The organism is Cellulomonas sp. HZM (assembly GCF_000708885.1).
GTDB lineage: Bacteria > Actinomycetota > Actinomycetes > Actinomycetales > Cellulomonadaceae > Cellulomonas.
This window is the reverse complement of the sequence record NZ_JEOE01000009.1, coordinates 20156-39962: the sequence shown is the minus strand read 5'-3', so window position 1 is coordinate 39962 and position 19807 is coordinate 20156. Positions and strand designations below refer to the sequence as shown.

Here is a 19807-nt window from a genome sequence, read left to right as displayed (position 1 = left end):
TGGCTGCTCGTGCATGGGCGTGGGCGCGGGCGCGCGCCACGACGCCGACGACCGTACCGCCTCGCGCCGGCGTCCCGGTCTGCGTGCCGCGCGGCGCCGGACGAGACACCCCGCGTAGGTTGCGCACGTGCACGCTCCCCCGCCCGACGACGCGCACCGGCCCACGCCGGAGCCCGTCGTGCGCGAGGTGCGCTCGTGGACGCTGTCGACGCTCGACGAGCTGACCGGTCTGCGCGCCGCGGTGCGCGACGACCCGCTGGTGCGCCCCCTGCCCGCGGAGACGAGCGACGCGGTGCTCCTGGTCACCACGGAGCTTGCGACGAACGCGCTGCGGCACGGTGCACCGCCCGCCGTGGTCCGCGTCGCCCTGCTCGACGAGCTGCTGCTCGTGGACGTCGCCGACCAGGACCCCGGCTCGCGGCCCGTCGTCGCCGGCACGCGTGCACCCGGCGCCGGCGGGTTCGGGCTGCGACTCGCCTACCGGCTCGCGACCGACGTCGGCTGGTACCGCATCGGCGGGTCGAAGCACGTGTGGGCGACGTTCGCGCGCTCGTGACGACGCGGGCGAACGTCGCCCTGGGTCGGCTCAGACGTCAGAGCCGGACCTTCACACCACCCGAGAACACCGAGTCGTGCAGCTCGAGGCTCGTCAGGTCGACGCTCTTCGGGACGTCGAACACCACGGTCCCCTTGACCGTGTTCCCCGGGTTGATGTCGTTGAGGAACGAGTTGGAGTCGTCGAGGTAGATCGCGGCGCCCGAGTCGGCCGAGAACTCGCGGTCGTCGGCGTCGAACGCCTTCTGCGACGAGCCGTCGAACATCTGGGCCTCGTCGCCGATGTTCGTCACCTTGAGGTGGACGAGCACGAACTGACCCTGAGCCTTCTGCTCCAGCCCGGCGGAGCCGACCTTCTTCACGCCCGGCTCGACCTTCGTCACGACGAACTCGAACTTGCCGTCGCGGACCTTGTCGCCGACGCCAGGCTGCTTCTTGTCGGACTTCGCGTCGTCGGCCTTCTTCTCGTCGGACTTCGCGTCGTCAGCCTTCTTGTCGTCGGCCTTCTTGTCGTCGACGTCCTGCGTGCCGCTCGTCGCCGTCGTCCCGGCGGCGGGCGTGTCGCTGCCGCCTGACGACAGCGCCGACACCACGACCACGAGCACCACGACCGCGCCGAGCGCGGTGAGCACCTTGTGCCGTGCGAACCAGCTGCGCCGCGCGGGCACGTCCTGGGGCACGGGCTGTCCGGGGTACGGGCCCTGCGTCCCGTCGGGGCCTGCCTGCGTGGTCATCGCCGATCTCCTGTCGTCTCGAGGTGCACCGCCCGCTCTCCTCGCGGGCCGGTGCGGCGCCCGCTACCGGGCGGCACCGGGGACGACGATGGCGCCCGGGAGCCGGCGCGCGGATCGCCCGGGCGGGCACGGACGGCTGCCCGATCGGGCGATCCCCGGGCCTCGGCGCCGACCGATCGGCCGAGGCGCCGTGTCGGTGGCCGGCGCTACCGTCCTGCGCATGTCGACCACCACCGGGCCCGGGTACCCCGCGCCCACGCAGGTGGCGCACGCACCGGCGTCTCGGCCCGGGCCGCAGCGCGCCGAGTCCTGGCGCCGCGCGGGGAACCTCGCTGCGGTGACGACGGCGGTGCTGACCTCGCTCGTGGCGACCAGCTTCGCGGCACCGTCGCCCGACGACGACGCGGGCATGGCGTACGCGATCCTCGGGACGCTCGTCGGCCTCGGCGTGGCGGTCTCGCTCGTGTGGCGGCGCCGCTACCCGGTCCGGCTCGCGCTCGCCGCGTCCGCTGCGACGCTCCTGCTGCCGCTCGACGCGTTCCCGGCGCTGCTCCTGCTCACCTGGGTGCTGGCGTCCGCGCCGCGGCGCACGTGCGCATGGGTCGGGGGCGTCGTCGCCGCCGCCACGGGCGTCGCGCTGCTGCGCGACGCGATGCGCGAGCCCGCAGACCGTGTGCTGTCCTCGAGGGACGCCGTCACCGGCGCGCTCTCCTACGCCGGCCCCGCGGCGTACTGGACGCTGTGGGTCCTGCTGCTCGCGGTCGCTGTCGCCGTGGGCCTGTGGCGCCGCCAGTCCGGCGTCGCAGCCGCCGCCACCGCAGCCAGCCGGGCGCAGCGCGCGACGACTGCCCGGCTGCGTGCAGAGATGTCGCGCCAGGAGGAGCGCGAGCTCATCGCGCGCGAGGTGCACGACACCGTCGCCCACCACATCTCGCTCATCTCCCTGCAAGCCACGGCCCTCGAGGTGGACCACGCCTCGAGCGGCCCGGCGGTCCAGGCCGCGGCCCGGCAGATGCGCTCGTCGGCGCAGCAGGCGATCGGCGAGATGCGGGGACTCGTCGAGACGCTGCGCACCGGCGCGGAGGGCTCGCTCCCCGGCGCGACGCTCGAGGACCTCGCGACGCTGCTCGACGGACTTCGCCGCCAGGGCCGGTGGTTCACGAGCACGGTGTACGTCTCCGACGCGCACGAGGCCTCACCTGCGCTGACCCGTGCGGTCTTCCGCATCGTCCAGGAGTGCGCGACGAACGCGATGAAGCACGCACCCGGGCAACCGGTCGAGGTCGAGGTCCGTGCGGGCCGCGCCAGCGGCGTCCTGGTGCGGGTCGCCAACCCCCTGGCGCCGCCTTCCGCTGCCGCGCCCGGCGCACGCGCGGGTCTCGTCGGCATGCGCGAACGTGCGCGCCAGCTGGGCGGGACGCTCGATGCGGGCACGCACGACGGCTGGTTCGTCGTGACCGCGCACCTGCCCTGGGTGACCGGCCGCTGACCCTAGACTCACCGCGTGACCAGGGTTCTCGTCGCGGACGACGACGCGCTCGCGCGACGGCTGCTCGCCACGATCCTCACCGCCCAGGGGTTCGACGTCGTCGCGCAGGTGACCGACGGCGACGAGGTCGTGGACGCCGTCCTTGCCCACCGCCCGGACGTCGTCCTGCTCGACCTGCACATGGCGCGCATGGACGGCCTGGCCACGCTCGCGGAGCTCCAGCGCCTGCCGAGCCCGCCTCCGGTGCTCGCGCTGACGGCGTTCGGCACCGAGGAGACGACTCTCGCCGCGCTGCAGGCGGGCGCTCGCGGCTTCCTGTCGAAGGATGCGGACCCGGAACGCATCGCGGAGTCGGTCCGTGACGTCGCGGCCGGCCACGGCGCGCTCGACCACGCCGCCGCGGCGATCGCGATCACCCGGGTCGCGGACGGAGCCGACCACCGCCGCGACGCGGCCCGCGACGCGCTGGCCGCGTTGACCGAGCGCGAGCTCGAGATCGCCAGGCTGCTCCCCTCGGGCCTGTCGAACGCCCAGATCGGCGCCCGCACCTTCTGCTCGGACTCGACCGTCAAGGCGCACGTGTCGAGCAGCCTGACCAAGCTGGGGCTGTCGACCCGCACCGAGCTCGCGGTGCTCGTCGACCGCGCGGGCTGGACCGCGGACGTCGGCTCGGGACCTCGCGGCTAGCATCCGCGCATGGCCCACGCGTCGACCGCCGACTGGGTCGTCCTCGTGCTCGTCGTCGGCGCGCGTCTGCTCGTCCCGCTGCTCATCGGGCGCTGGCCGCTGCCGGCGATCATCGCGTCGCTCGTGATCGACGGGGTCGACAACTCGCTCTTCCAGGCGTTCACCGACCTGGACCTGACGAACTACCAGTCGTACGACAAGGCGCTCGACGTCTACTACCTCGCGATCACCTACCTCGCGGTGCTGCGCAACTGGCGCGACCCGTTCTCGGTGAAGGTCGTCGCGGCGCTCTGGTACTACCGCCTGGTCGGCGTGCTGGCGTTCGAGCTGACCGGGGCGCGGTGGCTGCTGCTCGCGTTCCCCAACACGTTCGAGTACGTCGTGATCGCGATCGAGGTGGTGCGCACACGATGGGACGCGCGCCGCCTGTCACGCTCGGCGGTGCTGTGGCTCACCGCCGCGGTGTGGGTGGTGGTCAAGCTGCCGCAGGAGTGGTGGATCCACGTCGCACAGCTCGACTTCACGGACGAGTTCAAGAGCCGCGTCCTGGGCGTCGACCCGGACGACGGCTGGGCCGCGGGCTTCGCGCACCGACCCTGGGTCGCGGTCGTGCTCGTGGCGCTGGTCGTGGTGCTCGCCCTCGTCGCTCGATGGGTCTGGCCACGGCTGCCGCGGCCGGACTGGGCGTTCACCGTCGACGCCGACGAGGTCGCGCGGCGCACCGACGCGCTCGGCCCGTACCGCCCGGAGCCCGGCGCTCCGTCCCTGCGCGCCGGGGCAGTCACCGCGTGGGCGGTCGTCGAGAAGGCGCTGCTCGCGGGCCTGGTGACGACGATCCTCGTCTCGAGCTATCCCCGCATCGACGCCCGCTGGTGGGCCGCGCTGCTGGTCGTCTCGGCGACCGTCCTGGTCCACTGCGGCATCCAGGTGTGGCGGCTTCGGGCCGGACGCCCCGGCCCGACGAGCCTGGGCCGTCAGCTCGCGCTCAACACAGCGGTCAGCCTGGTCGCGATGGGCGTGCTCACCGCGCTGGTGAGCGGGTCACGGACCACCGGGGTGGCGCTCGGCGACGCGATCCTGTTCGCGTACGTCGTCGCACTGGTCACGACGCTGTACGACCGGTGGGCGCCGGCCGGGTGGGCGCGCGCGACCGGGACGACCGCGCGCCGGGTCCCGGCACGGGCCGCCTGAGTCGACCGATCTCAGTCCTGGAGCACCTCGAGAGCGGCCTCGACGACGTGGTCGGGCGTCAGGCCGAACTGCTCGAACAGCTCCTGCGCGGAGGCCGAGGCGCCGAACGCGTCCACGCCGAGCACCCGCCCGTCGAGACCGACGAGGTCGTACCAGCTCTGCCGGCTCGCCGCCTCGACGGCGACGCGCGCGCGGACGCCCGGCGGGAGCACGAGGTCGCGGTACTCGGCGTCCTGCTCGTCGAACCACTCACGACACGGCATCGACACGACGCGGGTCCGCACCCCGGACGCGGCGAGCCGCTTGGCCGCCGACACCGCCACGTGCAGCTCGGAACCCGTCGCGAGGAGCACCAGCCGCAGCTCGTCGCCCGGCCCGCCCTCCCACCGCACGTACCCGCCACGGACGGCGAGGGCGCTCGTCGAGAACCCGTCGCGGTCCTCCGGGAGCACGGGGAGGTCCTGGCGGCTGAGGCTGAACGCCACGGGCCGACCCCGATCGGACAGGACCCGCCACAGCAGCACCGCGGTCTCGTTCGCGTCGCCCGGCCGCAGCACGTCGAGGCCCGGCATCGCACGCAACGAGGCCAGGTGCTCGACCGGCTGGTGCGTCGGGCCGTCCTCACCGAGGCCGATGGAGTCGTGCGTCCACACGTAGAGCGTCGGCAGACCCATGAGCGCCGCGAGGCGCACCGCAGGGCGCATGTAGTCGCTGAACACGAGGAATGTCCCGCCGTAGGGCCGTGAGCGGCCGGAGAGCGCGATGCCGTTCATCGCGGCACCCATGAAGTGCTCGCGGATGCCCCAGTGGATCGTCGAGCCGGCCGGGTCGGCACCGGGCAGGGTGCTGCTCGCCGGCAGGAACGAGGTCGGGGCGACATTCGTCCCGTTGGACTCGCCGAGGTCCGCAGATCCGCCCCACACCTCGGGCAGCAGCCCGGCGGCGACGGCGAGCCCGCGGCCGAACGCCTTGCGCGTCGCGATCGTCGTCCCGGGCTCGAACCGCGGCATCGCCCCCGCGAACGACCCGGGGACCTCCCCCGCATCGAGCCGGGCCAGCAGCGCGGCCTCCTCGGGACGGGCCGCGGCCCACGCCTCGAATGCCTCGTCCCACCCGGCTCGCGCCTCGGCGGCACGCGCACGGGCGTTCGCCTGCGTCCGCGCGACCACCTCGGGCGGCACGGCGAACGTCGCGTCGGGGTCCGCTCCGAGCACGGACTTCGCCAGCCGGACCGCATCCGCCCCGAGCGCTGAGCCGTGCGACGCGGCCGTGCCCTGCGCGCCCGGCACGGGCCAGGCGATGATGCTGCGCAGCAGCACGATCGACGGCCGCCCGGTCTCCGCGGTCGCCGCGTCCAGGGCCGCCGACAGCGCGACGACGTCGACGTCGCCGTCGGGCGCCAGGTCGACGGTCTGCACGTGCCACCCGTATGCCTCGTACCTCGCGGCGGTGTCCTCCGTCGACGCGAGCGCCGTGCTGCCCTCGATCGAGATGCGGTTGTCGTCGTAGACCACCACGAGGTTGCCGAGCGCCTGGTGTCCCGCGAACGCGCTCGCCTCGGCCGTCACGCCTTCCTGCAGGTCGCCGTCGGAGCAGAGCACGAACACGCGGAAGTCGAACGGGCTCTGCCCCACAGGCGCGTCGGGGTCGAGCAGCCCTCGCTCGCGGCGCGCGCCCATGGCAATCCCGACGGCGGTGGCGAGCCCCTGCCCGAGGGGCCCCGTCGTCGTCTCCACGCCCGCCGTGTGACCACGCTCCGGGTGCGCCGGGGTGAGGCTGCCGAGCTTCCGGTAGGCCTTGATGTCGTCGAGCGTCAGCGGGTATCCCGCGAGGTAGAGCTGCGTGTAGAGGGTCAGGCTCGTGTGCCCGCAGGAGAGCACGAAGCGGTCCCGTCCGCGCCAGTCCGGGTCGGCGGGGTCGTGGCGCAGGTGGTGCTGGAACAGGAGGTGACCGACGGGGGCGAGGCTGACCGCCGTCCCGGGGTGGCCGTGGCCGGCCGCCTCCACCGCGTCCATGGCGATGAGACGGGCCGCGGTCACAGCCTGGGTGTCGTGGTCGGTCCAGTCGAGCGTGGGCAGGTCGAGGGCAGGGGTGCTCGTCACGGCGTTCTCCGGTGCTGGGTGTGGGTGGTGGTCAGGCCGGTGCGCAGCGGACGACGAGCACGTCGCCCGTGAGGGTCGTCGGGCCGGCCGCGTGCGGCACGAGCCAGGTCTGGCCGGCGTGCACGTCCTGCGGCCCGGACCAGCGCCCGGTGAGGCGGCCGGAACCGGCGAGCACGACGAGCACCGCGAAGCGCTGGTCGAGCAGCGCCCCGTCCGGCCCGGGCCGTACCTGCTCGGCGCAGAAGAACGGGTCCGCCGCGGGAGGCAGCAGCGCGACGACCCCTCGTTCGGCGTCCTCGACGCCCTGCAGCGCACGTCCCCGCAGGGTCTGCAGCCGCGCGTCGTCGCACGCGCCGCGGTCGGCTGCAGCGAGCGCCTCGTCCTGGTCGAGCCCGAGGAACACGTCGTCCGTCTCGATGGGGTAGCCGGCCCACTCGAGCATGATCGACAGGTCGGTCGCCTCCTGGAGCTCCACGACGAACACCCCCGCCCCGATCGCGTGCGGCACCCCGGCCGGGCACAGCAGCACGTCGCCGCGGCTGACCGGGACCCGCCGTGTCGCGTCGAGCAGCTCGTCGACCGACTGCGTCCGGACCCAGGACTCGAGCTCGTCGGCGGTCACGTCCCGCGAGAACCCGAGGTGCACGTATGCACCGGGGTCCGCGTCGAGCACGATCCACGCCTCCGTCTTGCCGGCCGGGCTGCCCAGGTGGGCGCCCGCGAACGAGCGGTCGGGATGGACGTGCAGGGGCAGCCGCCGCCCTGCGTCGAGCAGCTTCACGAGCAGCCCGTTTCTGTCCCGGCCGGGGCCGAGCCACGGGTGCGGGTCGTCCGCGAGCGCGTCGACCAGCCGGGTCCCGTCGGGCAGCGTCGACAGCCCGCGGTCCCCCATGCCGGTGCGACGAGCGGTCGACGCGATCCAGTCTTCGGGGTCGTCGGCGGGCAGCGTCGGGTCTCGCCGGAGCGCGCCGATCCGGCCCGTGCCGGGGTAGAAGGACGGCACGGTGTTGGGGGCGAGCAGGACGGGCGACGCGGCGGCGGCGCCCGTCACCACAGCGTGTAGCCGCCGTCGATGACGAGCACCTCGCCCGTGACGAAGGACGCCGCGGGGCTCGCGAGGTAGAGCACCGCGGGCGCGATCTCCTCCGCCTGCGCGTAGCGCTGCATCGGGACCTCGTCGACCCAGTAGTGCCGGTACTCGGGCTTGTCGATGTCAGCGATCCCGGTCTTCGTGTACCCGGGAGCCAGCGCGTTGACGCGCACGCCGTGCGGCGCCCACTCGGCGGCGAGCGACCGCGTGAGGTGGTGCACCGCGGCCTTCGAGATCGCGTACGGCGAGTGCCACTGCGGGCGGTTGACGATCATCCCGGACATGGAGCCGATGTTGACGATCGACCCGGTCCCCCGCGCGACCATCGACGCGCCGACCACCTGGCTCGCGGCCCAGACGGCGTCGAGGTTCGTGGCCATGACGCGCCGCCAGTGGTCCTCGTCGATCTCGAGCGCGTTCCCGTGGAACCCGATGCCGGCGTTGTTCACCAGCACGTCGACCGGCCCGAGCTCGCGCGTGACCTTCTCGTTCATCGCCACGAGCGCCTCGCGGTCGGTCACGTCGGCGCGCACCGCGAGGGCGGTCGCCCCGAGCCCGCGGAGTCGCTCGACGGCGGCCTCGTTGCGCTCGTCGTCGCGCCCGACGACCGCGACGGCCGCACCGGCCTCGGCGAACGCGACCGCGGTCGCGAGACCGATGCCGTGGTTGCCACCGGTCACGACGGCGATCTTGCCGTCGAGGCGGAACAGGTCGAGCACGCTCATGCGGTGGCCTCCGAGACCTCGGTGCTGGGAGCCGGCCGGACGACCCGGTCGGCGGACTGACGGGTTGCTGCGATGAGCTCCGCGTTGCGCTGGTCGGAGCCGAGCGAGCGTTCACGCGCCTCCTGCGGGGACCTGCCGAACCGCATATGTCGCGCGACGAGGCGCTCGATGCGGACGTCCTCACCGGGGTCGACGTACCAGCAGGCGTCGAGCAGGGGCCGCACGTCGCGCCACACGGGGGCGTCGACGAGCAGGTAGTTCCCCTCGGTGACGATCAGCGGCACGTCCGTGCCGACCGCCACGCTGCCGGCGATCGCGGCCTCGAGCCCGCGGTCGAACACCGGCGCGTAGACCACCTCGGTGCGGGCCCGCAATCGGCGCAGGAGGTTGACATACCCCGCGGCGTCGAACGTGTCCTCGGCGCCCTTGCGCGGGTGCCTGCCCAGGCGGTGGAGCTCGGCGTCGGCGAGGTGGAAGCCGTCGAGGGCGACGAACGCGGCGTCGTCCCCGAGCGCACTCGTGATCGCCTCGGCGAGGGTCGACTTGCCCGAGCCGGGCGCCCCCGTGATGCCGAGCACGTGGCGCTCGCCCGGGACGACGAGGGAACGGGCGGCCTCGACGAGCTCGCTGAGCTCGACCTCGGCCGTCATGCGGCTCCCTCCCCGGCCGTGTGCTCCCACTCGTCGGGCGCGGTCTCGACCTGCTCGATCGTGTGCGCAGGACGAGCGCCGGTCATCACCGCGACCGCGTCGTCCATCGTGAGCGACGACGTGTCCGCGAGTGCGACCCGCCGTCCGAGCCGGTGGATGTGCACACGGTCGGCGACCTGCCACACGTTGGGCATGTTGTGGCTGATCAGCACGACCGGGAGCCCGTTGTCCCGGACGCGCTGGATGAGGTCGAGCACCTGGTTCGTCTCGCGGACACCGAGCGCGGCGGTCGGCTCGTCCATGATCACGAGCCGCGTGGCCCAGGCCGCGACGCGTGCGACCGCGACGGCCTGACGCTGGCCGCCGGAGAGCGTCTCGACGGTCTGGCGGATCGACTGGATGCGGATGCCGAGGTCGGCCATCTGACGCGCCGAGCCCTCTCGCATCGCCTTTTTGTCGAGCTGCCGCAGGACCGTCCCTCGCCATCCGGGGACACGCTGCTCCCGGCCGAGGTAGAGGTTCTGCGAGATGTCGAGCGCCGGTGCGACACCGAGCTCCTGGTACACGGTCTCGATCCCGGCGCGGCGTGCGTCGAGCGGGCTGTGGAACGTGACCTGCTCGTCGTCGAGGTACAGCGCACCGGAGTCCGGCACGACGGCGCCGGTCAGCGCCTTGATGAGCGTGGACTTGCCCGCGCCGTTGTCGCCGATGACAGCCAGGATCTCGCCCGGTCGCAGGTCGAAGGACGAGCCGTCGATCGCGACGACGTGCCCGTAGCTCTTGGTGAGACCCCGAGCGCGCAGGATCGTCGGTTCGATGCTCATCGCGTCTGCCTCCTGCGCACGATCCGGTCGACGAGCACCGCGACGATGACGAGCGCGCCCGTAGCGACCTGCTGGTAGAGCGAGTCGATCCCCGCCTGGGTGAGACCGTTCTGCAGCACGACCACGATGAGCGTGCCGATCAGCGTCCCGTAGACGCCACCGCGACCGCCGAACAGGCTGGTCCCGCCGATGACGACGGCCGTGATGCTGTCGAGGTTCGCCGTGGAGTACCCGCTGGGGTCGGCCGTGGGCGTGCGCCCGAGCGCCTGCCAGGCCGCGAGCCCGTAGACGATCGCGGCGACGACGTAGACGCCGAGCAGGACGCGCTTGACCTTGATGCCCGCGAGACGGGCTGCGGGCGGGTTGTCGCCCACCGCGTACACGCGCACGCCCCACGCGGTCTGGGACAGCACGTAGCCGAGCCCGACGGTCAGGAGCACCCAGAGCATCACGCCGTAGGTGACGGTGAACCCGCCGATCGTCGGGCCGTCGCCGAGCACGGTGAGCAGCCCGTCGGCGATCGGGTAGCTCGCCGAGTCGGTGTACAGGCGGGACGCGGCGGTCACCACGGTGAGGACGCCCAGGGTCACGATGAACGGTGGCAGCCCGGCCCGGGAGACGAGCAGGCCGTTGACGGCGCCGACGACCGCGCAGGCCACGATCCCGAGGACGAGCGCGAGCACGACGTCCCCGTCGAGCGCCGCCTTCCCGATCACGACCGTGCCGAGGACCATGATCGCGCCGTTGGCCAGGTCGATCCCGGCGGTCAGGATGACGAGCGCTTGCCCGAGCGCGAGCGTCCCGACGACGACCGACTGCTGCGCGATGAGCGAGAGGTTGCCCGGCTGCAGGAACCTGTCGGTGAAGACGGAGAACACGACGACCGCGACGAGCAGCGCCGCGAGCGGGCCCGTGACCTGGTGGCTCAGCAGCGATCGGATCCCGCGGCCGTGGCCGACCTCCTTCTGGAGGTCGGCCACGGCTTCCTGCCGCAGGGTCGCCTGCGTCACTTCTCGCCCCAGCAGTTGTCCAGCCCCCAGCTGGAGTCCTGCGACTCCAGGCCGTCGGCCGGCTTGTCCGTGATGAGCACGGAGCCGGAGTCGGTCAGGCCCGAGGCGGGCTTGGTGCCGTCCTTGATGTAGGCCGCGATGGCGTCGACCGCCATCTCGCCCATCTTGCTGGGGAACTGCATCGCGGTGGCGCCGATGATGCCGTCCTTGACGTCTTGCACGCCGGAGCACGCACCGTCGACCGAGACGAGCGTGACGTCGGTCCCGTGGTTCTTGATCGCCGTGTACGCGCCGTGAGCCGTGGGCTCGTTGATCGTGTACGCGAGGTTGATGTCCGGGTGCGCGGACAACAGCTGCTCCATCGCGGACTGGCCCGTATCGACCGTGCCCTTGGTGAGCGCGGTGCCTGCGATGAGCGGCGAGCTGTCGTCGATCCCGTAGCCCTTCAGGAAGCCGACGTGGCGACCCTTGGCCGGGCCGTCGGACAGGTCGTAGTCGAGCATCGCGATCGACGGGTCGGCCGGGCCGTTGGCCTTGGCCCACTTGCCGATGAGGACGCCCGCCGCCTCGTTGTCGGTCGCGAACGTCGCGTCGGCCGCATCGATCGGCGTGAGTGTCGCGTTCACGGTGACGACGAGGATTCCCTTGTCGCGCGCCTTCTTGACGACGTCGACGAGCGCCGTCGGGTTCGCGGGGTCGAGCACGATGCCCTTGACGCCGGCGTTGATCATGTTCTCGATCGCGGTCACCTGCGTCGCGGAGTCGCCGGGCACCTTGGCCTCGGCCTTCATGACCTTCCAGCCGTTCGCGGTCGCGGCCGCCTCGGTCGCCTTCTCGAGCGTGCCGAAGAAGGGGTTCGAGAGGTTGAGCTCGACGATGCCGATGGTGACGTCCCCGCCGCCTGCGGAGGACGTCGACGTGCCGTCGCCAGCCGCGCCGTCCGAGCTGTCGCTGCTGCACGCGGTGAGCAGCGCGGAGGCTCCCAGCAGGGCTGCCAGGCCAGCGGGGACGGAGCGGTGGGTACCTCGGATGATCCTCATTGACGCCTCCTCTGGTCGCTGGTGCGGAACCAGCGGGCCGGCTGTCGCCACGTCGCGCTCAGGGGCCGGTACGACGATGCTCATACGCCGTTTCGTCGACTGTCAACGTTCAATTGCTTCATTACGTAGTTTCGCCGACGGAAGTGTGGTTCACTGACGACGTTGAACGAGGGGGTGGAGGAGAAGTGGAGCAGTCGACACCGGCGTCGGCCAGCCCGTGGCGCGTCGACGACGGACCGGGTGCGGTGCTGCGCCTCATCACGACCGGTCAGGCGCGCACGCGCACGGCGATCTCGGAGGTCACGGGCCTCGCACGGTCGACCGTGGGGCAGCGCCTGGATGCGCTGGCCGCGGCTGACCTGGTGGTCGAGACCGACGAGCTCGTGTCGTCGCGCGGCCGCCCGTCGCGCGCGCTCCGGCTCAACCCCGCAGCGGGCCTCATGATCAGCGTCGACTTCGGCGAGGAGCGCACGCGCATCGCCGTCACCGACCTCGCCACGACGATCCTCACCGAGCGGGTCATGCGGCTCGCCCTTGACGACGGACCGGAGACCTTGCTCGACATCGTCGGGGCCGCGATCCGCGACGCGATCACCGGCGCAGGCCTGGACGACGTCCCGGTCGCAGGCGTCGGGCTCGGTCTCCCGGCACCCGTCGACTTCGGCGCGGGCCAGGTCCGCGGCTGGTCGATCATGTCCGGCTGGGACGGCTACGACATCCGCAGCCACCTGCAGCAGCACTGGCGCGTGCCCGTCCTCATCGACAACGACGTGAACCTCCTGACGCTCGCGGAGCAGCGGCGGCACTGGCCGGACCAGACCCACCTCCTGTACATCAAGGCGGGCACGGGGGTCGGGAGCGGGATGGTCATCGACGGCGCGATCAACCGGGGCGCCCAGGGGGCGGCCGGCGACATCGGGCACGCGCACATCAACGGCTACGGCGACCCGCAGTGCCGCTGCGGGAACCTGGGTTGCCTCGAGGCGCTCGTCGGCGGGTGGGCCCTGGCGCGCGACCTGCGGGAACGCGGCCGCGAGGGCATCCACGACGCCCGCGACGTGGCGGACCGCGTCAAGCGCGGCGAGCTCGACGCGGTCGCGCGGCTGCGGTCGTCGGGACGCATCCTCGGCGAGGCCGTGGCCTACGCGACGAGCCTGCTCAACCCGGACGTCATCGTCCTGGGTGGCCTGCTGAGCGTGACCGGCGACCACCTGCTCGCCGGGGTGCGCGAGGTGATCTACCAGCGCGCGCTCCCGCTCGCGACGCGCCAGCTGAGGATCGTGCCGACCCGGTTCCGCTCCCGCGCGGGCATCGCCGGGGCGGGTTACCTGGTGCGCGACCACGTCTTCGATCCCGCGACCCTCGACCGAACGCTGGCGACCGGCGGCTCACCGTTCGGCACGCTCGACTGATCGGCTACCTGTTCGCGCCCGCCACGACCGGCCGGGCACGCCCCGGCAGCAGCAGCGAGAGCACCGCAGCCAGCGCGGTGAACCCGGTCGCCCACCAGAACGCGTGGTCGAACCCGAGCGCGACCTCGTGCACGGAGCCGGCCCCGGCGACCGCGCCGACCAGCACCACCGCGAGCACCGCGGTGCCGAACGACCCGCCGAGCTGCTGAGCCACGCGCGTGACGATGCTGGCGTGCGGCACCTCGTCGCGCTCGAGGCCGACGAACGCGCCGGTCATCAGCGGGATCGTCACGGCACCGAGCCCGAACCCGCGCACGAGCAGCACGGCCATGAGCCACACGGTGCTCGTCGTCTCCGTGGCGAGCGCGAACGGGACGGTCGCGAGCGTGAGCAGCGCGAACCCCGTGACCGCGACCCACCGCCCGCCGATCGCGTCGGTGAGGCGTCCCGCGACGGTCCGGGACAGCAGAGCGCCGACGCCCTGGGGCACGAGCAGCAACCCGGCGCCGAGCGCGTCCTCGCCGCGGACCTCCTGCCAGTAGAGCGGCAGCAGGAGCATCGCGCCGTAGAGGGCGATGCCCGTGAGGAACAGCAGGGCGGAGGACGCGGACAGCGCGCGGTGGCGGAACAGGCGCACGTCGATCAGGGCGGTGCCGCCGCGCAGCAGCGCCCAGCCGACGAACGCGGCGAGCAGCACGAGCCCGGCGACGAGCGGCACGAGGACGCGCGCGTGGCCGAACCCGCCGAGCTCACCGACCTGCGTGAGCCCGTAGATCACACCGACCGTCCCCGGCGAGACGAGCAGCAGACCCACGACGTCGAGGGGCACGCGGCGCCGGAGCGTGTCCGCGGGGATCATCCGCACCGCGAGCACCAGGCCGACGGCACCGAGCGGGAGGTTGACGAGGAACATCCACTGCCACGAGAGCCAGTTCAGGATCACGCCTCCGAGCACCGGTCCGAGGATGGGACCCAGAGCGGCCGGGAGGCTGACCGTCGCCATCAGGCGGCCGAGGTTCCGGCCGTGCGCCGCCTGCATGATGATCGTCGTCATCAGTGGCATCATCAGGCCGCCGCCGAGTCCCTGGACCGCGCGGAACGCGATGAGGCTCGAGGCGTCCCACGCGACTGCGCACAGTGCGGAGCCCAGCAGGAACGCGCCGAGCGCGACGAGCCAGAGCCGCTTGCTGCCGACGCGTGCCTGCGCCCAGCCGGACAGCGGGATCGTCACGAACATCGCGAGCAGGTACGCGGTGCTGACCCACTGGATCGTGCCGACCGTGGCGCCGAGCGCGCCGCCGAGCTGGTGCAGGCCGACGCTGACGATCGTCGTGTCGAGGATGACCGCGATGCCGCCGACGACGACCGCGGTGGCGATCCGCCTGAGCTCGGGGTCGAGCCCGTCGGGTGGCGGCGCGGGGTCGAGGGTCGCGGTCCGGGTCATCGGGTCTCCTTCATAAGATGCAGAGTCGCTTCTTAACGGCACGATAGGCACGGTGAGTTAAGATGCGCAAGTGCATCTAGAAGAGCCGGACGCCGGCCGACGACGACGCGGACCGGCACTCGAGGCCGCGCTGCTCGACGCCACGTGGGCCGAGCTCGTCGAGGTCGGGTACGGCGCGCTCACGCTCGACTCGGTCGCCCAGCGCGCCGGCACGAGCCGCCCCGTGATCGCACGCCGGTGGGCGACGAAGCCCGAGCTCGTGCACGCAGCGGTCGCGCGGGTCCTCGCGCACGACCGGACCGAGGCGCCCGACACGGGGTCGCTGCGCGGCGACGTCCTGGCGCTCATGCGACGCACCAACGAGACCCGCATCGCGTCGTCGGCCCTGCTCGTCTCCTACCTCGGCGGCTATTTCATCGAGACCGGGACCAACATCGCCGACCTGCGCCGCGACGTGTTCGGCGACCGGCGCTCGGGCGTCGACGACATCGTCGACCGAGCCGTCGCCCGCGGAGAGATCCCGTCGGCGGACGTCCCGGCCCGGATCCGCACGCTCGCGTTCGACCTGTTCCGGCACGAGGCGCTCATGCGACTCGGGAAGGTCCCCGACGAGGTGCTCGTCGAGATCGTCGACGAGATCTACCTGCCGCTGATCACCCGCCGGGACGCCCCCGCCTGAGGCCTCACGCCGCTACGCTCGGCCAGCAGCCCGGTCGCCAGCCGCACCGGAGCGCCGCAACTCAGGGGGAACGAGCATGGAGCAGCACACCGGAAGCGCACCGACGGCCGCACCGGTCGACCCCACGCAGGGGCGCCCGCGACGCGCGGTCGGGTGGGTCGTGGCGGCTGTCGCGCTGCTCCTGGGCGCACTCGCTGCGTTCGCCGTGGCGTGGGGCGCCGCTGTCGGCGTCGCGATGTCGACCCTGCCGACGTACGGCGAGCACACGACCGCCGTGGTGACGAGCCTCAGCCGCGAGCACTACACCGAGCCGCGGTACGACCCGTGCGGTCCTTCCTACACGTTCGTCGTGCTCGGCACCACGTACTCGGCCACCAGCCCGAACGTCGACGAGGCGTACTGCACCTTCGAGCCGGGCGGTGCGATCGACATCACCTACGACGCCGCCGACCCGCAGCAGAGCGCTCCGGCCGCGCACTACACGAGCAGCACGACCGCCGTCGCGGTGCTCGCGGGCTCCGGGGCGGTCCTCGTCGTGGGTGCGCTGGTCTGCTCCGTCGTCGCGTGGCGCCGCCGACCGGGCCGCCGCGCGACCGTCTGACGACGGGCGGCCGTCCTTCCCGCGTCACCGAAGCACGTCACACCGCGAGCGCCCCTCGCGGTGTGACGCACGCCTCCCTCCTCGGGCGTCCATCGGCTGATCACCTCCTTGTCTCAATAGGCAAGCCTCTCCTAAGTTTCATCCGATGAAGCCTCGCGCACCGCGAGGTGGACAGGCTCAAGGAGTGTCATGAGTTCCACGATCTCGGGGTACGCCGGCCGCACCGCGGCCGTGATCGTCGCCTCGGCGCTGACAGCGTCAGCGCTCACCATCTCCCCCTGGGCGGTCGACGCCGCCCACGCCGACACCGTGACCGCGTCCGACGGCGCGAGCGCGACGGTCGCCGACGTCGTCTCGAGCGGCAACGCGATCCACCTCGAGGGCAGCGGCTGGACGACGACGCCGACCTCGCACAACGGGTCGACGATCGGCGTGAAGCTCGGCGACGCGCTCACCACCGAGCCGAAGTCGGGCCCGGTCACCAACCCGGCGACCGGCACCTCGGCCGACGCGTTCGACATCTGGGCCGCGATCGAGGCCGAGGACGACGGCACGTTCAGCGCCGACATCCCCTTCCCGACGCCCGACAACACGGCGCCGGCGCTGGAGACCGCATGGGCGGTCGGGTCGACGCACACGCTGCGCCTGCTCACCGGCTCGCTCGAGAACGGCGACACGCCGCGCTCGGTGCTGCTCACGTTCACGATCGGCGCGGGTCTCGTCTCGTCGGCCACGACGGCGGCGGACGGCCAGGTCACCGTCAGCTTCTCCGGCGGTGCGTTCCCCGCCGGCGAGGTCCTCTCGGTCGCGCAGGGCGGCACCGCCCGTCAGTGGACCGTCACGTCGGGTCGTACGTCCACGACGAGCCCCACGTACACCGTCCCGGCGAGCGGGGCCCTGACGGCGAAGGTCGTGCTGCCCGCGGGCGCGGCGACCGCCGGCACCCTGCGCCTGGACATCACCGGCGACAAGGGCACCACCAAGGCCGCGTCCGTCGTCGTGCCGCCCGCCGCAGTGCTTGACCCGGGCGCGACGCTCGGCACCTCCGGCACGCTGACGCTCAGCGGGCTCGCGGCCGGCGCGACGCTGTCGTCGGTCAAGCTCGGCAGCGCGGTGCTCGGCACCGACCGCACGGCCGACGACCAGGGCAAGGTCTCGCTCCCCTACGCGATCGCCGCGGACGCGCCGAGCCCGCTCGACCTCGTCGTCGTCCAGGCGACGCCCGAGGCGCTGACCTTCACGCTCCCGCAGACGGTCTACCCCAACGAGGCCGCGTCGGGCACCGGCCGGTTCGACGTCACGTCGACCACCGCTGACCAGGGTCTCTACCAGGGCTTCTACCAGTCGGCGTACAGCGCCGCGCAGGATGCGCTGTACGTGACGGCATCCGACCGCGGCACGGGGACCAAGGGCTACATCTACAAGCTCGACCCCGTCACGCTGCAGGTCGAGGCCTCGCACGAGACGGTCGACCACGACGGCTTCACCAAGACCGGCGCGTTCGGCATCGCGGTCGACGACGAGCACGGGAACGTGTGGGTGTCGAACACCGGCTCCGCGTCGGTTGCCGTCTACTCCGAGAGCGACCTGAGCCTGGTCAAGCAGTTCCCCGCGAACACGATCACGCACCCGCGTGACGTCGTCGTGGACCCGAGCACCGGCCTGGTGTTCGTCAGCTCCGCGAGCGAGGGCTCGTCGGCTACGGCCAACGGCTACATCTCGGTGTTCGAGGCCGACGACAAGGACGGCGACGGCACGAAGTACGAGAAGGTCACGGACATCCAGACCGGGACCCGCGACTTCTTCAACCCCGTGTCTCTCTCGCTCGACGGCGGCACGCTGGTGTCCCCGAGCCTGCAGGGCAACCGCGTCGCCAAGATCAGGACGGCGGACGCGACGACCGAGGGCTACCAGCCCACGTTCCTCACGGTCGACGGCCTCAACGGGGTCAACGGTGTCCGCGGCTCGGGCGGCTCGGGCATCGCGTACGACGCGAAGAGCAACCGCGTGTTCGTCGCCTCCCAGTCGGGCAACGAGGTGGTGATCGCCGACGCGACCACCGGCGAGACGCTCCGCGAGGTCCCCACGGGCCGCGGCGCGCTGAACACGGTGATCGACCACGTGCACGGTCTCGTCTACGTCTCCAACCTCACGGGCACGTCGGTCACGGTCCTGGACCTGGCCGGCAACAAGGTCGCGTCCCTGCCGATCGCGAGCGTCAACCACGTCTCGGTCGACGTCAAGGGCAACGCCTTCGCGGTCGACAAGGCCTCGAGCAACAAGGTCTGGCGGATCGTGCCGCGCATCGAGGCGATCGGCGGCGTCGACGTCCTCGACCCGACGGCGTCCTCCGCCACCGGCGCGCCGGCGACGACCCCGCTGAAGATCAGCGTCACCTACGGCGAGAAGTTCCACGTGGAGGGCGCCAACTTCCGCGACAAGACCGGCGCGAACGGCTCCACCCTGGCGGTCAAGCTCGACGGCGGCGCCGCGGAGCCCAAGGCCGGCAAGGCCACCAACCCGAGCAACGGCGACGCCCCGGTGAGCGGCGTGTACGCCGTCGCGGCGGCCGACCAGGACGGCACGTGGTCGCTCGACCTGCCGTTCCCGACCGCGGCCGCCGTGAGCGACGCGTCGCTCGCCTGGGGCGTGGGCAGCACCCACTACCTGCGGTTGCTCTCGGGCAGCCTGCGCAGCGGGGACACGCCGCGCTCGATCGCGGTCGCCGTCACGGTGACCCCGGCCGGCTCGACGGCGGGCACCGTGAAGGTCGAGGGCACCGCGAAGGTCGGCCAGACCGTCCGCGCCGGCACGTCCGGCTGGGCGGCGGGCACCACGCTGGCCTACACGTGGCTGCGTGGGGGCGCGACGATCGCGGGCGCGAAGGGTGCGACCTACGCGCTGACCCCGTCCGACGTGGGCACCAAGGTCTCGGTGCGCGTCACGGGCACGCTCGTCGGCCACACGGACGCGAGCACGACGAGCGCCGCCGTGACCGTCGCCGCGGGCACGCTCACCGCGGGCACCCCGAAGGTCTCGGGCACGGCGAAGGTCGGCAAGAAGCTGACCGCCTCGGCGGGGACCTGGACCAAGGGCACCACGCTCGCGTACCAGTGGAACCGCTCGGGCAAGGCGATCAGCGGCGCGAGGTCGTCGTCGTACACCCTGACCTCCGCGGACAAGGGCAAGAAGATCACCGTCACCGTCACCGGCTCGCAGCGCGGCTACACCACCGCGTCGAAGACGTCGGCGGCGACCGCGGCGGTCGCGGCGGGCACGCTCACCAAGGCCACGCCGAAGGTCTCCGGCACCGCGAAGGTCGGCAAGACCCTCAAGGTCAAGGCGGGCACCTGGACGTCCGGCACGCGGCTCACGTACCGCTGGTACGCGAACGGCAAGGCGATCAGCGGCGCGACGGGCACGTCGCTCAAGCTGAAGTCCTCGCTGGCGGGCAAGAAGATCACCGTCAAGGTCACCGGGAAGAAGTCCGGCTACACGACGGCGACCGCGACCTCGAAGTCGACCGGGAAGGTCAAGCGGTAGCGCAAGGCTGCGCGCGACGAGAGGCCCTCGC

17 protein-coding genes are annotated in these 19807 nt (G+C 72.6%); 8 read left to right on the top strand and 9 right to left on the bottom strand.

Going from position 1 to position 19807, the window contains the following annotated elements:
* The first annotated feature begins 127 nt into the window (after positions 1-127).
* Positions 128-556, top strand: coding sequence for an ATP-binding protein (locus tag AW16_RS0107025; RefSeq protein ID WP_156044090.1), 429 nt, complete (start codon positions 128-130; stop codon positions 554-556).
* Positions 557-593: 37 nt separating this feature from the next.
* Here the strand turns inward: AW16_RS0107025 and AW16_RS0107020 are convergent, their stop codons facing one another.
* Positions 594-1289, bottom strand: coding sequence for a DUF4352 domain-containing protein (locus tag AW16_RS0107020; RefSeq protein WP_029289249.1), 696 nt, complete (start codon positions 1287-1289; stop codon positions 594-596).
* Between the two features lie 220 nt (positions 1290-1509).
* Here AW16_RS0107020 and AW16_RS0107015 point away from each other — a divergent pair, with 220 nt between their 5' ends.
* The 3 genes from AW16_RS0107015 to AW16_RS17620 are packed head-to-tail and all read left to right on the top strand — an operon-like array spanning position 1510 to position 4656.
* Entirely contained in the window at positions 1510-2778 is a 1269-nt protein-coding gene (locus AW16_RS0107015; RefSeq protein WP_156044089.1) for a sensor histidine kinase, read from the top strand.
* 15 nt (positions 2779-2793) lie between these two features.
* Complete coding sequence (locus AW16_RS0107010; RefSeq protein WP_029289247.1) at positions 2794-3465, top strand: response regulator transcription factor; 672 nt, start codon at positions 2794-2796, stop codon at positions 3463-3465.
* Between the two features lie 9 nt (positions 3466-3474).
* Positions 3475-4656, top strand: a complete 1182-nt coding sequence (locus tag AW16_RS17620; RefSeq protein ID WP_051681742.1) for a hypothetical protein — start codon at positions 3475-3477, stop codon at positions 4654-4656.
* 11 nt (positions 4657-4667) lie between these two features.
* Here AW16_RS17620 and AW16_RS0107000 read toward each other — a convergent pair whose 3' ends face one another.
* Genes AW16_RS0107000 through AW16_RS0106970 form a run of 7 tightly spaced genes read right to left on the bottom strand, consistent with a single transcriptional unit; the run spans position 4668 to position 12097 of the window.
* Positions 4668-6758 carry a transketolase gene (locus tag AW16_RS0107000; protein ID WP_034648307.1) on the bottom strand — a complete coding sequence of 697 codons (2091 nt, stop codon included), beginning with the start codon at positions 6756-6758 and terminating at the stop codon, positions 4668-4670.
* 31 nt (positions 6759-6789) lie between these two features.
* On the bottom strand, positions 6790-7809 hold the full coding sequence (locus tag AW16_RS0106995) for a class I mannose-6-phosphate isomerase (RefSeq protein WP_029289244.1): 1020 nt from the start codon (positions 7807-7809) through the stop codon (positions 6790-6792).
* Positions 7806-8573, bottom strand: a complete 768-nt coding sequence (locus tag AW16_RS0106990) for an SDR family NAD(P)-dependent oxidoreductase (RefSeq protein WP_029289243.1) — start codon at positions 8571-8573, stop codon at positions 7806-7808. Before AW16_RS0106990 ends, AW16_RS0106995 begins: the two co-directional genes overlap by 4 nt.
* Complete coding sequence (locus AW16_RS0106985; RefSeq protein WP_051681741.1) at positions 8570-9223, bottom strand: nucleoside/nucleotide kinase family protein; 654 nt, start codon at positions 9221-9223, stop codon at positions 8570-8572. The genes AW16_RS0106990 and AW16_RS0106985 overlap by 4 nt, the downstream gene beginning before the upstream one ends.
* Positions 9220-10047: an ATP-binding cassette domain-containing protein gene (locus tag AW16_RS0106980; RefSeq protein WP_034648303.1), complete on the bottom strand. Its 828-nt coding sequence runs from the start codon at positions 10045-10047 to the stop codon at positions 9220-9222. Before AW16_RS0106980 ends, AW16_RS0106985 begins: the two co-directional genes overlap by 4 nt.
* On the bottom strand, positions 10044-11057 hold the full coding sequence (locus AW16_RS0106975; protein ID WP_197021581.1) for an ABC transporter permease: 1014 nt from the start codon (positions 11055-11057) through the stop codon (positions 10044-10046). The genes AW16_RS0106980 and AW16_RS0106975 overlap by 4 nt, the downstream gene beginning before the upstream one ends.
* Positions 11054-12097, bottom strand: coding sequence for a substrate-binding domain-containing protein (locus tag AW16_RS0106970; RefSeq protein WP_029289240.1), 1044 nt, complete (start codon positions 12095-12097; stop codon positions 11054-11056). Before AW16_RS0106970 ends, AW16_RS0106975 begins: the two co-directional genes overlap by 4 nt.
* Positions 12098-12282: 185 nt before the next feature.
* Here AW16_RS0106970 and AW16_RS0106965 point away from each other — a divergent pair, with 185 nt between their 5' ends.
* Positions 12283-13509, top strand: a complete 1227-nt coding sequence (locus AW16_RS0106965) for an ROK family transcriptional regulator (RefSeq protein ID WP_034648301.1) — start codon at positions 12283-12285, stop codon at positions 13507-13509.
* Between the two features lie 4 nt (positions 13510-13513).
* Here AW16_RS0106965 and AW16_RS0106960 read toward each other — a convergent pair whose 3' ends face one another.
* Complete coding sequence (locus tag AW16_RS0106960; RefSeq protein WP_029289238.1) at positions 13514-14953, bottom strand: MDR family MFS transporter; 1440 nt, start codon at positions 14951-14953, stop codon at positions 13514-13516.
* 70 nt (positions 14954-15023) lie between these two features.
* On the opposite strand from AW16_RS0106960, the gene AW16_RS0106955 reads away from it, so the two are divergent.
* The 3 genes from AW16_RS0106955 (at position 15024) to AW16_RS17615 (ending at position 19776) form a co-directional block, all read left to right on the top strand.
* Positions 15024-15632, top strand: coding sequence for a TetR/AcrR family transcriptional regulator (locus AW16_RS0106955; protein ID WP_029289237.1), 609 nt, complete (start codon positions 15024-15026; stop codon positions 15630-15632).
* 76 nt (positions 15633-15708) lie between these two features.
* Positions 15709-16233 (top strand): DUF3592 domain-containing protein, encoded by a 525-nt coding sequence (locus AW16_RS0106950; protein ID WP_029289236.1) that lies wholly within the window; start codon positions 15709-15711, stop codon positions 16231-16233.
* A 189-nt stretch (positions 16234-16422) separates the two neighbouring features.
* Entirely contained in the window at positions 16423-19776 is a 3354-nt protein-coding gene (locus tag AW16_RS17615) for a hypothetical protein (protein ID WP_051681740.1), read from the top strand.
* Positions 19777-19807: the final 31 nt, after the last annotated feature.

Coding starts and splice junctions, on each gene's coding strand:
- AW16_RS0107020 (WP_029289249.1), bottom strand. CDS start 1,289: ATGACCACGCAGGCAGGCCCCGACGGGACGCAGGGCCCGTACCCCGGA.
- AW16_RS0107015 (WP_156044089.1), top strand. CDS start 1,510: ATGTCGACCACCACCGGGCCCGGGTACCCCGCGCCCACGCAGGTGGCG.
- AW16_RS17620 (WP_051681742.1), top strand. CDS start 3,475: ATGGCCCACGCGTCGACCGCCGACTGGGTCGTCCTCGTGCTCGTCGTC.
- AW16_RS0106990 (WP_029289243.1), bottom strand. CDS start 8,573: ATGAGCGTGCTCGACCTGTTCCGCCTCGACGGCAAGATCGCCGTCGTG.
- AW16_RS0106985 (WP_051681741.1), bottom strand. CDS start 9,223: ATGACGGCCGAGGTCGAGCTCAGCGAGCTCGTCGAGGCCGCCCGTTCC.
- AW16_RS0106980 (WP_034648303.1), bottom strand. CDS start 10,047: ATGAGCATCGAACCGACGATCCTGCGCGCTCGGGGTCTCACCAAGAGC.
- AW16_RS0106970 (WP_029289240.1), bottom strand. CDS start 12,097: ATGAGGATCATCCGAGGTACCCACCGCTCCGTCCCCGCTGGCCTGGCA.
- AW16_RS0106960 (WP_029289238.1), bottom strand. CDS start 14,953: ATGACCCGGACCGCGACCCTCGACCCCGCGCCGCCACCCGACGGGCTC.
- AW16_RS0106950 (WP_029289236.1), top strand. CDS start 15,709: ATGGAGCAGCACACCGGAAGCGCACCGACGGCCGCACCGGTCGACCCC.
- AW16_RS17615 (WP_051681740.1), top strand. CDS start 16,423: ATGAGTTCCACGATCTCGGGGTACGCCGGCCGCACCGCGGCCGTGATC.